19 protein-coding genes and 1 pseudogene are annotated in these 19,878 nt (G+C 45.3%); 12 read left to right on the forward strand and 8 right to left on the reverse strand.

Going from position 1 to position 19,878, the window contains the following annotated elements; genetic code table 11:
* Positions 1–21 precede the first annotated feature (21 nt).
* Positions 22–741, reverse strand: a pseudogene (locus tag JAO78_RS11370) (pseudouridine synthase); the annotation flags it as partial.
* A 133-nt stretch (positions 742–874) separates the two neighbouring features.
* Between JAO78_RS11370 and JAO78_RS11375 the strand changes: the two are divergent.
* Positions 875–1,840 carry an aldo/keto reductase gene (locus JAO78_RS11375; RefSeq protein WP_226751477.1) on the forward strand — a complete coding sequence of 322 codons (966 nt, stop codon included), beginning with the start codon at positions 875–877 and terminating at the stop codon, positions 1,838–1,840.
* Between the two features lie 68 nt (positions 1,841–1,908).
* On the opposite strand, the gene JAO78_RS11380 is transcribed toward JAO78_RS11375, so the two are convergent.
* Positions 1,909–3,540 carry an electron transfer flavoprotein-ubiquinone oxidoreductase gene (locus JAO78_RS11380; protein WP_226751478.1) on the reverse strand — a complete coding sequence of 544 codons (1,632 nt, stop codon included), beginning with the start codon at positions 3,538–3,540 and terminating at the stop codon, positions 1,909–1,911.
* A gap of 262 nt (positions 3,541–3,802) precedes the next feature.
* Here JAO78_RS11380 and JAO78_RS11385 point away from each other — a divergent pair, with 262 nt between their 5' ends.
* The 3 genes from JAO78_RS11385 (at position 3,803) to JAO78_RS11395 (ending at position 6,167) form a co-directional block, all read left to right on the forward strand.
* Positions 3,803–4,552 (forward strand): electron transfer flavoprotein subunit beta/FixA family protein, encoded by a 750-nt coding sequence (locus tag JAO78_RS11385; protein ID WP_226751479.1) that lies wholly within the window; start codon positions 3,803–3,805, stop codon positions 4,550–4,552.
* Positions 4,552–5,478 (forward strand): electron transfer flavoprotein subunit alpha/FixB family protein, encoded by a 927-nt coding sequence (locus tag JAO78_RS11390; protein ID WP_226751480.1) that lies wholly within the window; start codon positions 4,552–4,554, stop codon positions 5,476–5,478. Before JAO78_RS11385 ends, JAO78_RS11390 begins: the two co-directional genes overlap by 1 nt.
* 194 nt (positions 5,479–5,672) lie before the next feature.
* The gene (locus tag JAO78_RS11395) at positions 5,673–6,167 is read left to right on the forward strand and encodes a GNAT family N-acetyltransferase (RefSeq protein WP_226751481.1); all 495 of its coding nucleotides are present in this window, start codon (positions 5,673–5,675) and stop codon (positions 6,165–6,167) included.
* Positions 6,168–6,230: 63 nt separating this feature from the next.
* Here JAO78_RS11395 and JAO78_RS11400 read toward each other — a convergent pair whose 3' ends face one another.
* Both JAO78_RS11400 and fur read right to left on the reverse strand, forming a co-directional pair.
* The gene (locus JAO78_RS11400) at positions 6,231–7,256 is read right to left on the reverse strand and encodes a CNNM domain-containing protein (protein WP_226751482.1); all 1,026 of its coding nucleotides are present in this window, start codon (positions 7,254–7,256) and stop codon (positions 6,231–6,233) included.
* A 141-nt stretch (positions 7,257–7,397) separates the two neighbouring features.
* On the reverse strand, positions 7,398–7,838 hold the full coding sequence (gene fur / locus JAO78_RS11405) for a ferric iron uptake transcriptional regulator (RefSeq protein WP_226751483.1): 441 nt from the start codon (positions 7,836–7,838) through the stop codon (positions 7,398–7,400).
* 152 nt (positions 7,839–7,990) lie between these two features.
* On the opposite strand from fur, the gene JAO78_RS11410 reads away from it, so the two are divergent.
* A complete protein-coding gene (locus JAO78_RS11410; protein ID WP_226751484.1) occupies positions 7,991–8,461 on the forward strand; it encodes a DUF4442 domain-containing protein in 471 nt (156 codons plus the stop codon).
* 64 nt (positions 8,462–8,525) lie between these two features.
* Here JAO78_RS11410 and fldA read toward each other — a convergent pair whose 3' ends face one another.
* From fldA to JAO78_RS11430, 4 genes are all read right to left on the reverse strand, one after another.
* A complete protein-coding gene (gene fldA, locus JAO78_RS11415) occupies positions 8,526–9,056 on the reverse strand; it encodes a flavodoxin FldA (protein ID WP_226751485.1) in 531 nt (176 codons plus the stop codon).
* Positions 9,057–9,069: 13 nt separating this feature from the next.
* Positions 9,070–9,342: a LexA regulated protein gene (ybfE, locus tag JAO78_RS11420; protein WP_226751486.1), complete on the reverse strand. Its 273-nt coding sequence runs from the start codon at positions 9,340–9,342 to the stop codon at positions 9,070–9,072.
* Positions 9,343–9,357: 15 nt separating this feature from the next.
* Complete coding sequence (locus JAO78_RS11425; protein WP_226751487.1) at positions 9,358–9,555, reverse strand: DUF2788 domain-containing protein; 198 nt, start codon at positions 9,553–9,555, stop codon at positions 9,358–9,360.
* Positions 9,556–9,619: 64 nt separating this feature from the next.
* Positions 9,620–10,381, reverse strand: coding sequence for an alpha/beta fold hydrolase (locus JAO78_RS11430; protein WP_226751488.1), 762 nt, complete (start codon positions 10,379–10,381; stop codon positions 9,620–9,622).
* A gap of 106 nt (positions 10,382–10,487) precedes the next feature.
* Between JAO78_RS11430 and seqA the strand changes: the two genes are divergently transcribed.
* From seqA to JAO78_RS11465, 7 genes are all read left to right on the forward strand, one after another.
* Positions 10,488–11,051 carry a replication initiation negative regulator SeqA gene (gene seqA / locus JAO78_RS11435; RefSeq protein ID WP_226751489.1) on the forward strand — a complete coding sequence of 188 codons (564 nt, stop codon included), beginning with the start codon at positions 10,488–10,490 and terminating at the stop codon, positions 11,049–11,051.
* A 16-nt stretch (positions 11,052–11,067) separates the two neighbouring features.
* Entirely contained in the window at positions 11,068–12,717 is a 1,650-nt protein-coding gene (pgm, locus tag JAO78_RS11440) for a phosphoglucomutase (alpha-D-glucose-1,6-bisphosphate-dependent) (protein ID WP_226751490.1), read from the forward strand.
* 205 nt (positions 12,718–12,922) lie between these two features.
* Positions 12,923–15,409, forward strand: a complete 2,487-nt coding sequence (locus JAO78_RS11445) for a glycogen/starch/alpha-glucan phosphorylase (RefSeq protein WP_226751491.1) — start codon at positions 12,923–12,925, stop codon at positions 15,407–15,409.
* A gap of 144 nt (positions 15,410–15,553) precedes the next feature.
* Entirely contained in the window at positions 15,554–16,423 is an 870-nt protein-coding gene (locus tag JAO78_RS11450) for an ABC transporter substrate-binding protein (RefSeq protein WP_226751492.1), read from the forward strand.
* A gap of 103 nt (positions 16,424–16,526) precedes the next feature.
* A complete protein-coding gene (astE, locus tag JAO78_RS11455) occupies positions 16,527–17,564 on the forward strand; it encodes a succinylglutamate desuccinylase (protein WP_226751493.1) in 1,038 nt (345 codons plus the stop codon).
* A 144-nt stretch (positions 17,565–17,708) separates the two neighbouring features.
* Complete coding sequence (locus tag JAO78_RS11460; protein ID WP_226751494.1) at positions 17,709–18,893, forward strand: thiamine pyrophosphate-dependent dehydrogenase E1 component subunit alpha; 1,185 nt, start codon at positions 17,709–17,711, stop codon at positions 18,891–18,893.
* Positions 18,893–19,870, forward strand: coding sequence for an alpha-ketoacid dehydrogenase subunit beta (locus JAO78_RS11465; RefSeq protein WP_226751495.1), 978 nt, complete (start codon positions 18,893–18,895; stop codon positions 19,868–19,870). Before JAO78_RS11460 ends, JAO78_RS11465 begins: the two co-directional genes overlap by 1 nt.
* Positions 19,871–19,878: the final 8 nt, after the last annotated feature.

The raw sequence follows: 19,878 nt of genomic DNA on the forward strand, positions 1-19,878 counted from the left end.
ATGCTGGGCGCTAGCGGCCACTTTGCTGGAATCTTGAACCAGTTGGTCCAGCATTTTAATTTCGATCGGATCGAGTAAGCGCCATTTGCCGGGTTTAAGCTCTGCTAAACGAATATGCATAATGCGGATGCGTTTTAGCTTAACCACTTCATAGCCTAAAAACTCTGCCATACGGCGAATTTGCCGATTGAGCCCCTGCGTTAAAATGATCTTAAACGTATTACGTGAGATCTGGGTCACCTGACAGGGAAGGGTAACCGTGCCTAAAATAGGCACTCCCTGTGACATTTTCTTAATAAAGTAATCTGATATCGGTTTATTCACGCTGACCACGTACTCTTTCTCATGGGCATTGCCAGCACGCAATACTTTATTGACGATGTCACCGTCATTCGTTAAAAAGATTAAACCTTCAGAGGGTTTGTCTAAGCGGCCAATCGGGAAGATCCGCTCGGGGTACTTCACCGCATCAATAATATTGCCGGCAATATGCCGCTCGGTGGTACAGGTAATGCCTACCGGCTTATGATAAGCCAGATAAACCCGTTTGGGTTTTTCCTTTAAGGGTTGCCCCTTAATTAAAACAGTGTCAGCATAAGATACTTTCAGGCCCATTTCTGCCAGTTGACCATTTACGGTGACATCACCGGCAGCAATGTGGGCATCGGCCTGACGGCGCGAGCAAAAACCGGTATCACTGATAAATTTATTTAAACGGTATAAGGTAGCTTCTTCGGTCATAGCGTTGTCAGTAAACAGTATTAAAAGTTATCTAGCGCGCTAGTGTAAGTGTCTGGCTTGGTTTGTACAAGGTTTTCACCGCCGCGCGTTCAGCTTGATTTAGCATAAGCCTTCAATTAATTGAGAATTCAGCATGACATTACCAATACATGACATTTTACCGCAAGCCAGCCGCATCAGTATGGGGTGTATGGGATTAGGCGGTGGTTGGAATGAAACCGAGGTAAGCCTCGCGGCCGAGCAGCAGGCCTTTGCCGTAATAGAGACCGCACTGGAGAATGGTATTAATTTCTTCGACCATGCGGATATTTATAGTCATGGTAAAGCTGAAACGGTGTTTGGTCGTTATTTAAACGCCCATCCTCAGCAACGGGAGCAACTGTATATTCAGTCTAAATGCGCTATTCGCTTACCGCAGACGGGGCAAGTGGGTTTATACGATTGTTCTAAAACCGCTATTTTGCGCGCTGTTGAAGAATCGTTACAACGTTTACAAACTGAGTATCTCGATCTGCTGTTACTACATCGGCCGGATCCTTTATGTCAACCTGAAGAAGTAGCTGAAGCTTTTAACCAGTTACAACAGCAAGGTAAGGTAAGACACTTTGGTGTCTCGAATATGGGCTGGGCACAATTGCAACTGTTGCAGCAAGCCGTGACACAGCCGCTACGTGCTAATCAGTTAGAAATGAGTTTAGCGGCACATAACTGGCTAGAAGAAAGTGTCATGGTCGGTATGCCCGCCGCGGCAGGTCGTCACTTTGGTTATGGCACCATTGAATATTGCCAATTGCATAAGATCCAAATTCAAAGCTGGGGCAGCCTAGCACAAGGACGCTTTAGTGTCGGTTATCCTGGGCAGACGGAAGCAGAAAGTGCGGTCTGTCAGCTACTGCAACAATTTGCAGCAGAATATCAATGCAGTACTGAAGCGATTATCCTCGCTTGGTTGATGCGCCATCCGGCACAGGTACAGCCGGTGATCGGCACCACCAATTTACAGCGCATTCGAGCTTGTGCCGAAGCGAGTCGTATTTTATTAAATCGCGAGCACTGGTATCAATTATATATTGCGGCTCGCGGCGAACGACTGCCTTAACAACCTAAATTGCATCAAGCAAAACGCCGCGTTTCTCGCGGCGTTTTTTTTAAGAACTTCAAACATGCTTACATATTTGGGTAGTTCGGCCCGCCGCCCCCTTCTGGTGTCACCCAAGTAATATTCTGACTGGGATCTTTAATATCACAGGTTTTACAGTGAATGCAGTTTTGCGCATTAATTTGCAATTTAGGATTAGCGTGTTCGTCTTCGATAATTTCATAGACTCCTGCCGGACAATAACGCTGTGCCGGTTCGGCATATTTGGCTAAATTAAACGTGATAGGAATGCTGGCATCTTTTAAACGTAGATGACAAGGCTGTTCTTCCTCGTGGTTGGTATTGGACAAATACACTGAACTTAAGCGATCAAAACTGAGCTGGTTATCTGGTTTCGGATAACTGATTGGCTGACACTCGCTGGCCAGTTTTAAACAAGCGTGATCCGGCGTAGTATCGTGTAGTGTAAAGGGTAATTTACCCTGAAACAGGTTTTGATCCAGCGTGTTATAAACACCACCAAAAAAGGATCCAAATTTATGGATGGCAGCACCAAAGTTTCGCGCGCTGTAAAGCTCTGTATAGAGCCAGCTATTTTTAATATTACTGGCGTAAGCCGTTAAATCTTCTCCACCCAAATCACCATTAAATAAGGCATCCGCAACGGTTTCGGCAGCCAACATACCCGATTTCATGGCTGTGTGATTACCTTTAATTTTGGCAAAGTTTAAGGTACCGGCATTACAACCGAGCAGTAAACCACCTTTGAAGCTCATTTTCGGTAAGCTGTGCAAGCCGCCTTTGGCAATAGCACGGGCACCGTAAGTCACGCGTTTGCCGCCACTAAGATATTGACGAATGACCGGATGTTGCTTATAGCGTTGAAACTCCTCAAACGGGTTCAGATAGGGGTTTTGATAATTTAAATCGACAATTAATCCGACCACAACTTGCTGATCTTCGCTGTGGTATAAATAACCGCCACCGCTGGCATCATTTAAAGGCCAGCCAGCAGAATGCACGACTAAACCTGGATGATGTTGATCGGCAGGCACATCCCAAATTTCTTTAAAGCCGATAGCATAATGTTGTGGCGCGCTGTCTAAATCCAATTTAAATTGGTTTATCAGTTGTTTACCTAAATGTCCGCGGCAACCTTCAGCAAATAACGTATATTTTGCCTTTAACTCCATGCCGGGTGTGTAACTGTCTTTGGGTTGACCTTGGCGATCGACACCCATATCACCAATGATTATGCCAGCAACGGCACCGTCGTTTATCAGTAATTCGCTGGCGGCAAAACCGGGGAAAATATCGACACCTAAGCCTTCAGCTTGTTCGGCTAACCAACGACACAAATTGGCTGCAGAGATAATAAAATTGCCGCTGTTATGCATGGTTTTAGGTGCCGCTATACCTGGTATTTTTCGGGCTTGCTCGGCGTTATTAAACCAGTAGATATCATCATGGGTTACCGGTGTTTTCAGCGGTGCGCCAAGTGTTTGCCAGTCAGGTAATAATTCATTTAACGCTCTGGGTTCAAACACGGCACCCGATAAGATATGAGCGCCCACTTCAGAGCCTTTTTCCACCACACAAACAGACAGTTCTTGAGCTGCGGCTTGCGCGCGTTGCATCAAACGGATAGCAGCTGATAAACCAGCTGGACCTGCACCGACGATGACAACGTCGTACTCCATTGCTTCTCTTTCCACTGAATACCTCTCTTGCTGCGTTGGGGGTGGCGGTCGCCAGAGTCTTAATGAAATTAACGCATTAAGTCACTCAGTAAACCGACGTTGGATGCTATAGTTTACATAATTGTCGCATCTAATACCGCTATCAGAATATTGCAGGTTGACGTTAACGTCAACAGGAAGTAGATTGGCAGGCATTCGACAAGTTAAACTTTACCTTCACGTAAAGCAGCCTGCAAAAGGCTGGCATTAATATGAGGCCATTATGAAGCTATTAGTACCGGTAAAACGGGTAATTGATTATAACGTGAAAGTTCGGGTTAAACCGGATCAATCTGGTGTGGATTTAGCAAATGTCAAAATGGCATTAAACCCGTTCTGCGAAATTGCTGTTGAAGAAGCGGTACGCTTAAAAGAAGCCGGTAGCGCTAGCGAAGTGATCGTGGTGTCTATTGGTGCAAAAGCGGTTCAAGAACAGCTGCGTACAGCCTTAGCTTTAGGTGCGGACCGCGCTATTCATATCGAAACTGACCTTACGCTTGATTCGTTACAAGTGGCTAAATTATTAGCCAAAGTGGTGGCAGAAGAACAACCACAGTTAGTGATTCTGGGTAAACAAGCGATCGATTCTGATAATAACCAAACCGCTCAGATGTTAGCTGCGCTAACCGGTATGGGGCAGGGTACTTTTGCCTCAAAAGTGGTGGTGGCCAATGATAAAGTGCAAGTGACGCGTGAAATTGACGGTGGCTTGCAAACAGTAGAACTGAGTTTACCTGCGGTGGTATCAACCGATCTACGCTTAAATGAACCGCGCTACGCCTCGCTGCCGAACATTATGAAAGCGAAAAAGAAACCTTTAGATGTTAAAGCCGCAGACAGTTTCGGTGTCGGCTTAAGCTCAGAAGTACAGACCTTAAAAGTCACGGCACCACAAAGCCGTAAAGCCGGGGTCATTGTCGAGTCAGTGGCTGAGTTGGTCAGCAAGTTAAAAGATGAAGCGAAGGTGATCTGATGACGATTTTAGTAATTGCAGAACATAATAACGCGGCGTTAAAAGCGGATACATTCAAAACAGTACAAGCGGCAACCTTAATTGGCCAAGACATTCATCTGTTAGTGGCGGGGGCAGATTGCCAAGCCGCAGCTAACGAAGCCGCGACCATCGCGGGGGTCAGTAAAGTGTTGCACGCAGATGCAGCCGCTTACTGCCATCAACTGGCTGAAAATGTTGCCGCACTGGTGGCTGAGCTTGGCCCGAGTTACAGCCATATTCTGGCAGCCGCGACCACTACCGGTAAAAATATGCTGCCACGCGTAGCGGCTTTACTTGACGTGGCACAGCTTTCCGATGTGATTGCGATTGAAAGTGCCGATACTTTTGTCAGACCGATCTATGCCGGTAATGCTATCGCTACCGTGCAATCTACGGCCAAGATTAAAGTATTAACGGTGCGTAGTTCCGCTTTTGCTGCTGCTGCAACCGGCAATGCTGCAGCCATTGAAGTGGTGTCGGTGGTTAAAGATCTCGGTGTATCTCGTTTTGTCGCAGAAGAGTTAACCAAATCAGAGCGTCCTGAACTCACCGCCGCTAAAGTGATTATTTCTGGTGGCCGTGGTATGCAAAATGGTGAAAACTTTGCGCTGCTAAACGGTATTGCCGATAAGTTGAATGCGGCGATTGGTGCGTCTCGCGCAGCAGTGGATGCTGGCTTTGTGCCAAATGACATGCAAGTGGGCCAAACCGGTAAAATTGTGGCTCCTGATTTATATATTGCTGTCGGTATTTCTGGTGCTATTCAACACTTAGCCGGTATGAAAGACTCTAAAGTGATTGTTGCAATTAACAAAGACGCTGAAGCGCCAATCTTCCAAGTAGCGGATTACGGTATTGTTGGCGATTTGTTCAATGTGCTTCCTGAGCTTGACGCTGCACTGTAACCGCTGGCGTTAATAGCGGCTCGTTATGAAAAACGGAGTGGCCAAGCCACTCCGTTTTTTAGGCCGCGACAAAAATCTTTACCTGCTTAACCCCGTCTTTTACATAATCTGCTGGCTTTTCTTTTGGCGCAACTTTACTATTTGCAGCTGTTATTTATCTTATATGGTCTGGTTCGTCTTCAGGGAGAAAAGTCATGTTACCGCTTATTCGACATGCAGAGCCGGCAGATATTGCGGCAGTGAAAGCCATTTATGATGCGCCCTTAGTCTATGCCAACACCCTACAATTGCCGTTTCAGCCGATGGCAAAATGGCAAAGTTTATTTGAACCGCAAGCCGGTTTTTATAATTTGGTGGCGGAATTAGAAGGTGAAGTCATTGGTCAATTAGGTTTACAGGTGATGCAGAATCCACGGCGACGCCATGCAGCGGATATTGGTATGGCAGTCGCTGAAGCGTATCAAGGGCAGGGTGTGGGCTCGTCACTGCTCCGTGCCGCCTTAGACTTAGCGGATAACTGGTTAGCCCTGCGGCGTATTGAATTACTGGTGTATAGCAATAACGACTCAGCGATTGCATTATATGAACGTTTTGGTTTTGAAGTTGAGGCGGAATTAACAGATTATGCCTTTCAATATGGCAACTATATCAATGCGCTGCAGATGGTGCGGATTAATGCTGACCTTTAATCAAAGCGCACCGCCGTTTTAAGACGCTTTAGGGTGAAACCTTAGATTTCACCCTAATATTTTCTATTTCATCTCTTCCAGTTGTTTTTGCTTGTTCTCCCAACGGCGTTTCGCAAAACGACGCAGGTTGGGAATGTTATCGGTTTCATCCATAATCGGTTGGCCGATAATCGCTTCAAACACATCTTCCATGGTCACTAAACCCATCCAGCTGCCGTACTCGTCATAAACCAGCGCCATATGTTGCTGCTCGCGGATCAGCTGCGACATTAATTGCTCAACATTCATTTTATCCGAAATGACTTTAACCGGTTTTTTGATGTCTGAGGCCGTTTGTCCACTTTGATAATCCAACATGTCATAACGAAATACGATGCCGATGGGGGCTTCTTCGTGATCTAAAATAGGATAACGGGAATACTGGCCTTTTTTGGCGCGTTTCACTAAATCGGCTAACAATTCATCCGGTTTGGCATAATCACAAACGGTGCGCGGCGTCATAATATCGCGTACTTTGATTTCATGCAGATCCAAAATATTACTGATCACGCGTTGCTCATTTTCATCCAGCTTATTTAACTCGCGGCCCAAAATGGTTAAAGCTTTAATTTCTTGTCTTAAATCAAGTTCATGCTGGCCGCCCCCAAATAATTTCATCACCTGATCCGACATCCAGATAAAAGGTTTTAGCAGCAGAATCATCGTGTTTAACACGGGAGGCAACACTGGCACTAAGCTTGGCCAATAACGGGCACCGATGGTTTTCGGCACGATCTCTGAAAGAATCAAGATCAATAATGTCATTACCGCAGAAGCGATACCCAAATAGCCATCGCCAAATACAATAGTCACTTGCGCACCAACACCGGTAGCACCCACGGTATGCGCCACGGTATTGAGCGTTAAAATAGCCGCTAAGGGTTGGTCAATTTTTTCTTTAAGTTGTTTCAGTTTTTCGTATAGCTTTGGCTTGAGCAATTTTTGCTGCGCAATATAGCTCGGTGTGATGGAGAGTAGGGCGGCTTCAAGAATAGAGCAAATGAAGGAAACGCTGATAGACAAAACCACAAACGCGATCAGTAGACTCATAAAATTTAGCTTTAACACCTCTTTTTGCTAAGACAGCAACATTATATCAAGCGTATTTAACAATAGCTTTAAAATTATTGCTGATGTTGAGCAACGATATGAATAAAAAACCTTCACAAGGAAGGTTTTTAAGATTTCAATTTACTGATTTTGCGCGTAAAGCTTACATTTTGCCGTATCTTCGCACTCACCATACAAATACAAACTGTGATGGGTGAGTTTGATACCATTGCTGTTAGCAATTTCTAATTGGCGTCTTTCGATAATATCATCTTCAAATTCGACAACCTTACCGCATTTTAAACAAACTAAATGATCATGATGGTTAGCACCGGTGAGCTCAAACACCGATTTGCCGCCTTCAAAATGGTGGCGCGTTAAAATGCCTGCATCATCAAATTGGTTAAGTACTCGATAAACTGTGGCTAAACCGATATCTTCACCCAACTCCAACAGGATTTTATACACATCTTCAGCACTGATATGCTGATTTTTTGGATCTTGTAGGATCTCAAGGATTTTTACTCGAGGCAGCGTGACTTTGAGCCCCGCTTTGCGTAATTCGGTATTGTGATCGTTCATAAGTACTCTTTTTTAACGTGAACTTGCCAAGGATTATAAAGAGATCAGGTTTATATTCAAATGCTTTATGTACATTGCTTTTTTAAGAGCCACTCTTGTACTGTTAACGGCAATCGGTAGAATGCGCTAAACAGGTCTTACCAGGGGAACTTATGCGTTGGGCATTTAAGCCATCGGTGCTGCGGCATTTACTTAATTTTTGGCCGCCGTTTTTATTTTGTGGTATCAGAGTGGTGATATTAAGTGATGATTATCGCTATTGTAAAGTGGAGCTAAAATCACGGCCTTGGACCAAGAACATTAATCGCAGTCAATTTGGCGGTTCTATGTTTGCGATGACCGATCCCATTTATCCCTTGATGTTAATGGGCGCCTTAGGTAAAGAGTACCACGTTTGGGATAAACAAGCAGACATCAACTTTATTAGTCCTGGCTACAGTAAGTTGGTGGCTGAGTTTTGGTTATCGGATGACACCGTGGCCGACATCAAGCAACATACAGCGCAGGGTGACAAATATTTTCCACAGTTTTTGGTGCATATTCATGATGCTAAACATCAAGTTGTGTGTGAGGTCAATCGTACCTTGTATGTGCGAAAGAAAGCAAAATATCGCGCTGGCTAAGCATAAAAAAGGACAAAGGCTGCCCATGGCAGCCTTTGTTTGGAACGCATAACGCTTACTGCAATTACAGCGAAGCAAATTCAGCTAGACTCATTTCGTCATAAACTTGCTTGCACCACTGCTTAACCCTTTTTTCGGTTAATTCAGGTTGACGATCTTCATCAACCCCTAAACCGATAAAGTGGTTATCGTCCACTAAAGCTTTTGAAGCAACAAAGTTGTAGCCTGCGGTTGGCCAGTGTCCTACGATGATGGCGCCTTTAGGTTCGATAATGTCACGTAATGTGCCCATCGCATCGAGGAAATACTCAGCGTAATCTTCCTGATCACCACAACCAAAGATACCAACCAGTTTATTATTAAAGTCGATGCCTTCAAGTTCTGGGAAGAAATCGTCCCAGTCACATTGTGCTTCGCCATAATACCAAGTAGGAATGCCCAGCAGCAGTAAATCAAAATTCGCTATATCTTCTTTACTGCTTTTAGCGATATCCCGTACTTCTATTAACTGTTTACCCAGTTCTTTCTGGATCATTTTGGCGATATGTTCAGTGTTACCTGTATCGCTACCAAAAAAAATGCCAACTGTTGCCATGTTTTAAGCCTTCTTACCCGGCCAAAGCCTGTTCTAAAAGATGTTCAATAAAGTGACTACGTGTCATATTTGCTTGTGCAGCGGCCAAATCAAGCTTTTCACAAAGCTGTTCTGGCACTTTACACTCAATACGCTTTAAGCCCTTAACACGATCGCGTTTAATTTGATTACGTTTGTTTTGTTTCAGTTGTTCTTCCCGTGGCAACAAATTGGTTTTGGGCCGACCAGGACGCTTATCCAAAGCAAACAAATCAATAGTTGTGCGATCAGTGGCTATTTTCGCCATTAATCTGTAACCCTCTTATTCGAAAAAATACTGCACAATACTTTTCACGATAAACACCAGAGGTGATAAAAACAGCACTAGCCAAACAAAGATATGTCCGATTCTTGGTGCTTCACTTTTCTTCAAGACGTCTCGGATAGCTAGTACGATAAAGAAGTACAATCCGCCAAGTCCTAACCATAATCCAATGGTTTCAAACTGTTCTATGCTCATTGACATCGTTCGCCTCTGAAAAAAGTGCGCGCATCATAGCATATTTAGTGAAAAGTTTTCTGCGTTACGTCAATAAAAAGTCAGATACCAGCTTATTAAATGCACTGGGTTTTTCGGCATGTAACCAATGCCCTGTGCCTTGAATGATCTTCGCTTGTGCCTTTGGAAATAAGCCTAAGATAGTTTCGCGATGTTCTGGCAAAATATAATCCGATTCGGCGCCCTTGATAAACAAGACTTTACCATTGAATTGGCCCCCGGCTTGTGGCGCGCTTATCAGCTGCGGATACTGCTGCTGCAAGGCGGCTAAGTTAAAGCGCCAACGAAATACGTTGTCTGTTTTTTCTAAGCTCTTCAGTAAAAACTGCCGCACACCAGGTTCAACAATGTGCTGCGCCATTTGTTGGTCTGCCTCACCGCGATTGGCGATGTGCAAAAGATCAACCTGATTTAAGCCGGCAAAAACCGAGTTATGCCGAGCGCTGTAACTGACCGGAGCAATATCCGCCACAATTAAGCGGTCGAGTTGCTCAGGGTAACGCAGCGCAAATTCCATCGCCAATTTACCGCCCATCGAGTGTCCTAACACTGCAAAAGGTCGCAGCCCTAAACCCTCTAAGGTTTCAGACAGATCGGCTGCCATCAGCGAATAGTTCATTTCATCACTGTGTGCAGAGCGGCCATGATTACGTACATCAATGTTGAGTACCTGAAAATGCTCGCTTAACGCACGCGCTACACCGCCTAAATTTTCTAAGCTACCGAATAAACCGTGGACTAACACCACTAAGGGGCCTTGGCCTGTTAATTGATAATGTAAAATCATAATTATCCTATCTGCGTAATTGCTGCTATTTTAACAAAACAGCGAACTGGCGTCAGTGGCAAAGCCTTTATATAATGAGCTGAATTTGAGGTAACGGATTAAATCTATGAAAACCATTGAAATTGACGACGATTTGTATCAATACATTGCGGCACAGACATTACAGATTGGCGAAAGTGCGTCGGATATACTGCGTCGTTTATTGCCTGGTGCCCCGCTAAAAACTTCCACGGCATCCCTTGACAGCTCGTCAGAGCTCAACAAAGCTAAATCTGAAGCGCCAGTGGTTCCGGTTGCAACGGTTAGCGAGCAGCCAAAGCGTACCGAGAAACAAGGCAATATTTTTGATCTGGTCACACCGGCTGATTTACAAGCCGAGCACAATATTGTTGGCCGTTTTCTGTATTTGTTGTCGGTGTTAGCCCGAGTACACAAAAAAGACTTCCCCAATGTGTTGGAAATTAAAGGACGCAATCGACTGTATTTTGCTAAATCAGCAGCTGAATTGTCTGAAAGTGGCAGTAGTACCAACCCTAAGCAAATTCCGAATACGGATTTTTGGGTGATTACTAACTCAAACACAACTCGCAAGAAAATGATGTTGACAGAAACGGCAAGCAAACTGGGTTATAGCGCTGAAGACGCAGAACGTATTCGCGATTTATTATAATAATTAAGGAATGGTTATGTCATTACATCCGCTGGCAGGTCAGCCGGTACCTAACGAACTTATCCCGAATGTTTGCCGCTTAATGACGGCCTATTATGTCCTAGAACCCGATATTCATAGCCATGCCACTCACCGCGTTAGCTTTGGGACTTCTGGGCATCGTGGTAGCGCATTAAGCTGCTCATTCAACGAGCCGCACGTTTTAGCCATTTGCCAAGCAGTCGCTGATTATCGTAAAGCACAGGGGATTACGGGCCCGTTGTTTTTAGGTAAAGATACGCATGCCTTATCTGAAGCCGCCTTTGCCAGTGCCTTGGAGGTGTTAATTGCTAACAACATTCAGGTTTGTATTCAAGAAGGCCTTGGCTATACGCCTACGCCGGTTATTTCGCATGCCATTTTAACGCAAAATAAAGGCGCTACTGGCCAACTTGCCGATGGTATTGTTATTACACCGTCGCACAATCCACCTGAAGATGGCGGTATTAAGTACAATCCACCGCACGGTGGCCCAGCGGATACCGATGCGACAGACTGGATCGAGCAACGCGCTAATGAATTACTGGCTAATGAATTAGAGGGTGTTCGGATGATGCCCTACGCCTTGGCCATACAATCAGGCTATTGCCAGCATATTGATTATATCCAGCACTATGTTGATGACCTTGAAAACGTGATCGATATGGCCGCGATTGCCAAAGCCGGGATACGGATCGGGGTGGATCCTTTAGGGGGTTCCGGTATTGCCTATTGGCCCCGTATTGCTGAACGTTACGGTTTAAATATTACCGTAGTAAACAACAAAGTTGACCCATCATTCTCTTTTATGTCGTTAGATAAAGACGGCAAGATCCGCATGGATTGTTCCTCTGCTTATGCCATGGCGAATTTAATTAAACTCAAAGATCAGTTTGATGTGGCCATTGGTAATGATCCAGATTTTGACCGTCATGGCATCGTGACACGCAGTGGTGGCTTGATGAATCCAAACCATTACTTGGCGGTGGCGATCAATTATTTACTGGCGAATCGACCGCAGTGGGATGACAAACTGGCCATCGGTAAAACCTTGGTATCCAGTGCGCTAATTGACCGAGTCGTTGCAGCACAAGGCCGTATTTTAAAAGAAGTACCGGTTGGCTTTAAATGGTTTGTTGAAGGTTTACACCAAGGCACTATTGCTTTTGGTGGCGAAGAGAGCGCCGGTGCCAGTTTCTTACGCCATGATGGTTCCGCTTGGTCTACCGATAAAGACGGTTTTATCCTAGGCTTATTGGCCGCTGAAATGCTGGCAAAAACCGGTGTTGACCCTTATCAGCAATACCAAGCATTAACACGTGAGCTGGGCTCGCCGTTGTATCGTCGTTTAGATGCGCCGGCGGATGCCAAGCAAAAAGCGGCATTGAAGAATCTGGATACCAGCAGTGTCAGTGCCACCCATTTAGCGGGTGATGCCATCTTAGCGGTATTAACGAAGGCACCCGGTAACGATGCCAGTATTGGTGGCGTAAAAGTCGTGACAAAGAATGGCTGGTTTGCTGCGCGGCCATCGGGTACCGAAAATGCCTATAAAATTTACTTAGAGAGTTTTGTTGATCAGGCCCACTTAGAGCAGTTAGAAATTGATGCAAAAGCCTTTGTGGCTGATGTGTTCAGTAAAATGTAGTGTTATACCCTTTTGGCAGTTAAACACGCTTATGTCGCGCGTTTACCTGCCTTTTGCGTTTTAGATAAAAATCATGATTGTGTAATTTAATTACAAAACGCACTATTTTTTTTGCCAAAACGACCTTAATAGGCTATTGTTTTGGTAATTTTTCAACAAATGTGCATTGAAATCGTGAGATACGCGTAAAACTTTAGGATTGGCAATGAAAAAAAACACTACATCTAAAGCGGCCTCGTCTGCCGCAACTGCCACAGAGCAGTTGAAAGAACGCATTGTTAAACATTTACACTCCACCTTAGGAACCGATCTTAATAAAGCCAATCATCAGGCTTGGTGGCGCGCGACCTGTGCTGCTGTCAACGAACAAATCTACGACGGTTTAAGAACAACGCAACGTACCCACTATGAAAAAGATACTCGGGCACTTCACTATTTCAGTTTAGAGTACCTGATGGGACGTATGTTCAGTAATAACCTGCATAACCTTGGGTTATACGAGCAAGCAAAACAAGCCTTATCTGAATTGGGCTTAGACATTGCCGATTTGGAAGATCAAGAAGAAGATATGGCACTGGGTAACGGTGGTTTAGGGCGCTTAGCTGCGTGCTTTATCGAATCGTTAGCCACCTTAAATTATCCGGCTATTGGCTATGGTATTCATTACGAAAACGGTTTATTCCAGCAAAGTTTTCAAGATGGACGTCAAATTGAACGTCCAGACAGCTGGCGCGAATACGGTAACCCTTGGGAGATCTGTCGCCCAGAATCAGTACAAGAAATTGCTGTTTATGGTTATGTCGAAACCGTATTTGATTTACAAGGCCAAATGCAAAAAGTCTGGCACCCGGGACGTATTATCAAAGGTGTGCCTTGGGATATTCCGATTGTTGGTTACGATGGCAGCTCAGTTAACGTGTTACGATTGTGGGAAAGCCGTGCCTCAGACTTTTTCAACTGGGACGTATTTAACTCGGGTGGATATATTGATGCTGCGCGTGAAAACGTGGAAGCCGAAAATATTTCCAAGGTGTTATACCCCAATGATGAAACGGATGCCGGTAAAGAATTACGGTTAATTCAGCAATATTTCTTCTGTTCTTGTTCACTAAAAGACATTATTCGCCGCTATAAGCGTCGGCACAGTGATGATTGGAGCCACTTTGGTAAACAAGTGGTCATTCAATTAAACGATACTCACCCTGCGGTAGCAATTCCTGAATTAATGCGTATTTTAGTCGACCGAGCGCAAATGGCTTGGGATGATGCATGGGCGATTTGTCAGCAGGTTTTTGCCTACACCAACCATACCCTCTTGCCAGAAGCACTAGAGCGTTGGCCGGTAAGATTGTTTGAAAAAGTTTTACCTCGGCACATTGAAATTATTTATGAAATCAACCGCCGCTTCTTGTTAGAGCAGGTAGACGTGTTGTGGCCTGGTGATAACGAGAAAAAACGTAAATTGTCTATTATCGAAGAAGGCCATGAGCCAATGGTTCGGATGGGGCATTTATCGGTTGTGGGTTCATTTAAAGTGAATGGTGTGGCCGAAGTGCACTCTAAATTGGTGCAATCCGATCTGTTCCCAGAAATGGTGGCATTATGGCCGGATAAATTTACCAACATCACTAACGGTGTCACGCCACGGCGTTGGTTAAAGTCATGTAACCCGCGTTTGGCTAAGTTGCTGGATACCATTGTCGGTACAGATTGGCCACGAGAGCTGAATCAGTTACAAAAACTGGTTGAGCATGCCAAAGATCCGCAGTTCCAAGAAAACTTTATGGCGATTAAACAGCAAAATAAAGCGGACTTAGCTGTGGTAATTAAGAAACTAACGCGTATCGATGTTGATCCTACCGCGATGTTTGATGTGCAAATTAAACGCTTACATGAATACAAACGGCAACATCTGAATTTACTGCATATCTTGGCGTTATATCGCCGTATTTTGCAAAATCCAGACTACGACATGGTTCCACGGGTGTTCTTGTTTGGTGCTAAAGCCGCCCCCGGTTACAAGCTGGCTAAAGACATTATTTATGCCATCAATAAAGTCGCTGAAAAAATCAACAACGATAAGCGAGTTAAAAACCGTATTAAAGTGGTGTTCATGCCGAACTACCGCGTCACCTTGGCTGAAAAACTGATCCCCGCAGCAGATATTTCTGAGCAAATCTCTACGGCCGGAAAAGAAGCTTCAGGTACCGGTAATATGAAACTGGCGTTAAATGGTGCCATTACAGTGGGAACCTTGGATGGGGCTAATATTGAAATTGCCGAAGAAGTCGGTGAAGACAATATCGCGATCTTTGGTTTAACGGTAGATGAAGTTAAAGCGCTTCATCAGAAGGGCTATCATAGCAGCGAGTATTACCATAATAACCCTGAGCTGAAAGCGATTCTGGATTGGTTAGAAACCGATTACTTTACGCCAGGTAAACCCGGTGAGTTAGCGGCAATTAAGCGCAGCTTATTAGATGGCAACGACCCATACTTAGTATTGGCTGATTTTGAGTCTTACTTAGCGGCGCAGCAAAAAGTCGATACATGGTATCGTGACCCCGCGCTCTGGGCAGAGAAAGCGATTATCAATACGGCATCGGTCGGGAAGTTTACTTCAGATCGCTCTATCAACGATTATGTTGAACGGGTGTGGAAACTGAAGTCTTGCGACATTATTAAAAAGTAAAAGAAAAAAGAAAGTAAACGTCTGATTACGTTTCTTCATAGTTTAAACGGCAGCGCTTTTCGCTGCCGTTTTTATTTAATGCTCGAAACTTGTTTTGCTTTCTTTTATGCTAGCGCCAAGTTCGATGGCGTAGTGTGAAAGCTTATGCGTTTTCTTTGCGTGGTAATATGCTTTTTCTGCTTTAGTAAAATGGCCAGTGCTAACGCGTCATTGGCCAACACTTTGCAGTGGGCCATCAATGATGCACCGCCTTTTCATATTATTGACGGGCCCTATCAAGGCTTAGGCTTGTGTGATGGATTAATGGATGCGGTACATCGCGCCTTGCCAGATAAACAACGTTCAGTGTGGTTAATGCCCCAAGCGCGCATCAGTAGTTTATTAAAACAACAATCCGAATTATGCTTCCCCTGTATGATTTATCATGGCCAACATGATGAGCGAGCCTATTTCAGTTTACCGACCCATGTCTATTACCCTTATCAATTGATCACCACTAAAGCCAAAGCGGCACAGATACAATTGCGCTATGGTAATCCATTAGCTTTTACCGCCTTATTGGCTGATAAACACTACCGCTTAGGTTATCCGGCGGGGCGGCGCTATAGTATTTTGCAGCCCTTGTTAGATAAAACCCCACCGTTTCTTGCGCGAACTGGCAGTGGCGGTGCTATTGCGATCCTGCAGATGATCGAGGCAGATCGCTTAGATTACACGATGGATTATCCGATTATTGCCAATTACTTTCATAAAGTGTTTGATAGCGAGTTAACGTTAACCCCACTGCAAGAGAACGATCAAACGCACATGCCTGGCGCCATTGGCTGTGCTAAAACGGCATGGGGCCAAGCGGTCTTAGCCGAGATCAACGCGGTAATGCCGCAAATAAGACAAGATCCCGCCTTTCTAAAAGTTCTGGAATTGTGGGCAGGGCAAGATCCTGCTGCTTACCTAGAGTTTAATAAACGGCATTTGGCCAATCCTGCTTATAATGCCAGCCCCTTACAACCTTGAATAGCTTCGTGCTAACTGCGGCGTTTGGTGATCAGGCTTTCTCGGGTTACTATCAGAAAAAACACGACTAAAAATTAACATTTTATCGACAGGAGTAACAGCAATGATGATGGAGCAGTTTCGTCATAGCGGCGATTTTTTAGCTTTTACCTTAGCCAATCCTAATGGTTTAGCCCCTTGTCAGTTTGAATTAGGCTCAGGCGTTACTGTCGAGATCTGGGATACTGGCGTGATCTGTTTTCAGCCCGCCCAAGCCGCTCGACAACATATTATTCTCAGTTGTGGTGTGCATGGTAATGAAACGGCTCCCATCGAACTGTGTGCCGCTATCGTGCAAGATATTTTACAGGGGCATTTAACACCTACTGAGCGGGTATTAGTGCTATTCGCTAATCCTGCCGCCATAAATTTAGGCCGTCGTGAAGTGACTGAGAATTTAAATCGGTTATTTTCGGGGCATCATAGTAAAGGGGCGGGTTTAATCAACGCCGAGCGGCAACGCGCCCAAGCGTTAGAGCAGTATGTTACACGATTTTATGAAGGCGCCCCGGCCAATGAGCCGCGTTGTTTGTATGATTTACACACCGCCATTCGTGGCTCTCGTTTTGAGAAGTTCGCCGTGTATCCTTTTTTACATGGTAAGCCTTGGCGCAAACAACAGTTACAATTTCTGGCGGCTTGCGATGTGCACACGGTGCTGATGATGCAAACGCCGGCCAGTACCTTTAGCTATTATGCGTCGCACAGCCATGGCGCGGATGCCTTTACCATAGAGCTGGGTAAAGTGCAGCCGTTTGGCCAAAATGATATGTCACGTTTTGCTCAAGCAGACAATGCCTTACGTGCATTGATTACTAACCGTTTACTTGCGCCGAAACCTTTTGCGGCAGAAGATTTTCATCTTTATGAAGTGTATCGCGCCATTAATAAGCAAACTCAAGATTTCAAGTTGCATTTTGCTGACGATGTCCAGAATTTCACCAGTTATCCGTTAGGTAGCTTATTGGCCACCGATGGTGACTTAGAGTATCGGGTAGAGCGCGAGGGGGAGGCGTTAATTTTCCCGAACGCTAAAGTGGCCATTGGGCAGCGTGCTATGCTGATGGTGGTACCCACAGACATTCAACATAACCTGATCTAACGTCTTAACGGCCTTAGCCAGTAAATATAACCTGACAGTACTGTGTGCTGTCAGGTTTTTTTATGCCAGCGCGCGGTTGCATTGCAGTTTACGTAAAGGTAAAGTCTAGCGGAAAAACGAGTCATTACAACCAAGAGAGTCCTTATGACCAATCCAAATAACGCCACCATTACCACGGTGCATCGCGCAGAGTTTACTGCCAGTGACGCGTTAAAAATCCCTACCTTAAGGATCCTGAAAGACGATGGTAGCCTTTATGCAGAAGCAGAGGCACCCACGTTAGACAAGGCAACCGCGTTAAAAATGTATGACACTATGGTGTTTATCCGAGTGTTAGATGAAAGGATGTTGGCTGCACAGCGCCAAGGTCGTATCAGTTTTTACATGCAATGCTTAGGCGAAGAGGCAACCACTGTCGGCAGTGCGGCAGCGTTAACGGATCTTGACATGATTATGGCGCAATACCGCGAACAAGGTGCTTTGCGCTATCGCGGCTTTACGCTAGAGCAATTTATGAACCAGTTGTTCTCCAACGAGAAAGACTTGGGTAAAGGCCGGCAGATGCCGGTGCATTATGGAAGCAATGCCATCAACTATATGACGATTTCGTCACCCTTAGGCACCCAGATCCCACAGGCCAGTGGTTATGCTTATGCGCAAAAATTGCGTGGATTGGACGCCGTGACAATTTGTTATTTTGGTGAAGGCGCGGCTTCTGAAGGCGACTTCCATGCCGGTTTAAATATGGCAGCGGTGCACAAAGCACCGGTGATTTTTTTCTGTCGCAACAATGGCTATGCCATTTCTACGCCAGCGAATGAACAGTTTGTCGGTGACGGTATTGCCTGTCGCGCGGTAGGTTATGGCATGAAGTCGATTCGTGTTGACGGGGCCGACATTCTGGCGGTGTTTAAGGCCACGCAAATGGCCCGTGAATATGCGTTAAAGCATAACGAGCCGGTATTAATTGAGTCGATGGCATACCGTTTAGGTGCCCATTCCTCTTCTGATGATCCAAGTGGCTATCGTTCTAAGGAAGAAGAAGCATTATGGCGCAAGAACGATCCTATCGCCCGTTACAAAGCCTGGTTATTACAGCAAGGTTGGCTGGATGAAGCGGCCGACAAAGCGCAAACTGAGCAGTTACGTATTGATATCTTAGATGCCCTTAAAGTGGCTGAAAAAGTGGCGAAACCAGGTATCGAACACTTAATTTCTGATGTTTATGCCGAGCCTATTCCTGCATTACAGCAACAATTAGACGAATTAAAACAGCATATCCGGAAATATCCAGATGCGTATCCGATCACGGCGGGGAGATTAGACTAATGGCAAAAATGAACATGTTGCAGGCCATTAACAATGCCCTAGATTTGGCAATGGCTAAAGATGATGGCGTGGTCTGTTTTGGTGAAGATGTTGGCCACTTTGGTGGTGTATTTCGTGCAACCAGTAAATTGCAAGAAAAGTATGGTAAAGCCCGTTGTTTCAACACGCCACTGACTGAGCAAGGTATCGCTGGTTTTGCCAATGGTATGGCGGCACAGGGCATGAAGCCGGTTGCTGAAATTCAATTTGCGGATTATATCTTTCCCGCCTTTGACCAAATCGTCAATGAAACCGCCAAGTTTCGCTACCGCTCGGGTAATGAATTTAATGTCGGTGGCTTGGTGTTCCGTACGCCTTATGGTGGCGGCATTGCAGGTGGACATTACCACAGCCAAAGCCCAGAGGCCTATTTTGCGCACACCCCGGGTTTAAAAATCGTGGTACCTCGCGACCCTTATCAAGCGAAAGGCTTACTCTTAGCCTCGATTGCTTGCCCGGATCCGGTGATCTTTTTTGAACCGAAGAAACTGTATCGTGCCTCCATTGGCGAAGTACCAGAAGAGTATTATGAGTTACCTATCGGTAAAGCTGAGATCCTACAACAAGGTAAGGATGTCACGGTACTGGGCTGGGGCGCGCAAATGGAAATTATTCAAAAAGCCGTTGAGATGGCCGCTGCCGAAGGTATCTCCTGTGAAGTGATTGACCTGCGCAGCATTCTGCCATGGGACGCGGATACCGTTGCCGCATCCGTGAAAAAAACTGGCCGTTTAGTGATTAACCATGAAGCGCCATTAACCGGTGGTTTCGCCGGTGAAATTGCCGCGACCATTCAAGGCAGCTGTTTCTTGCACCTCGAAAGCCCCATCGAACGGGTGTGCGGTATGGATACACCTTATCCGCTGGCGCTAGAAAAAGAATATGTCGCCGATCATCTGAAAACCTTCGAAGCGATTAAACGCTCGGTTAACTTCTAAGGAGCCTT

Source organism: Alishewanella maricola, from assembly GCF_016343785.1.
GTDB classification, from domain to species: Bacteria; Pseudomonadota; Gammaproteobacteria; order Enterobacterales; family Alteromonadaceae; genus Alishewanella; species Alishewanella maricola.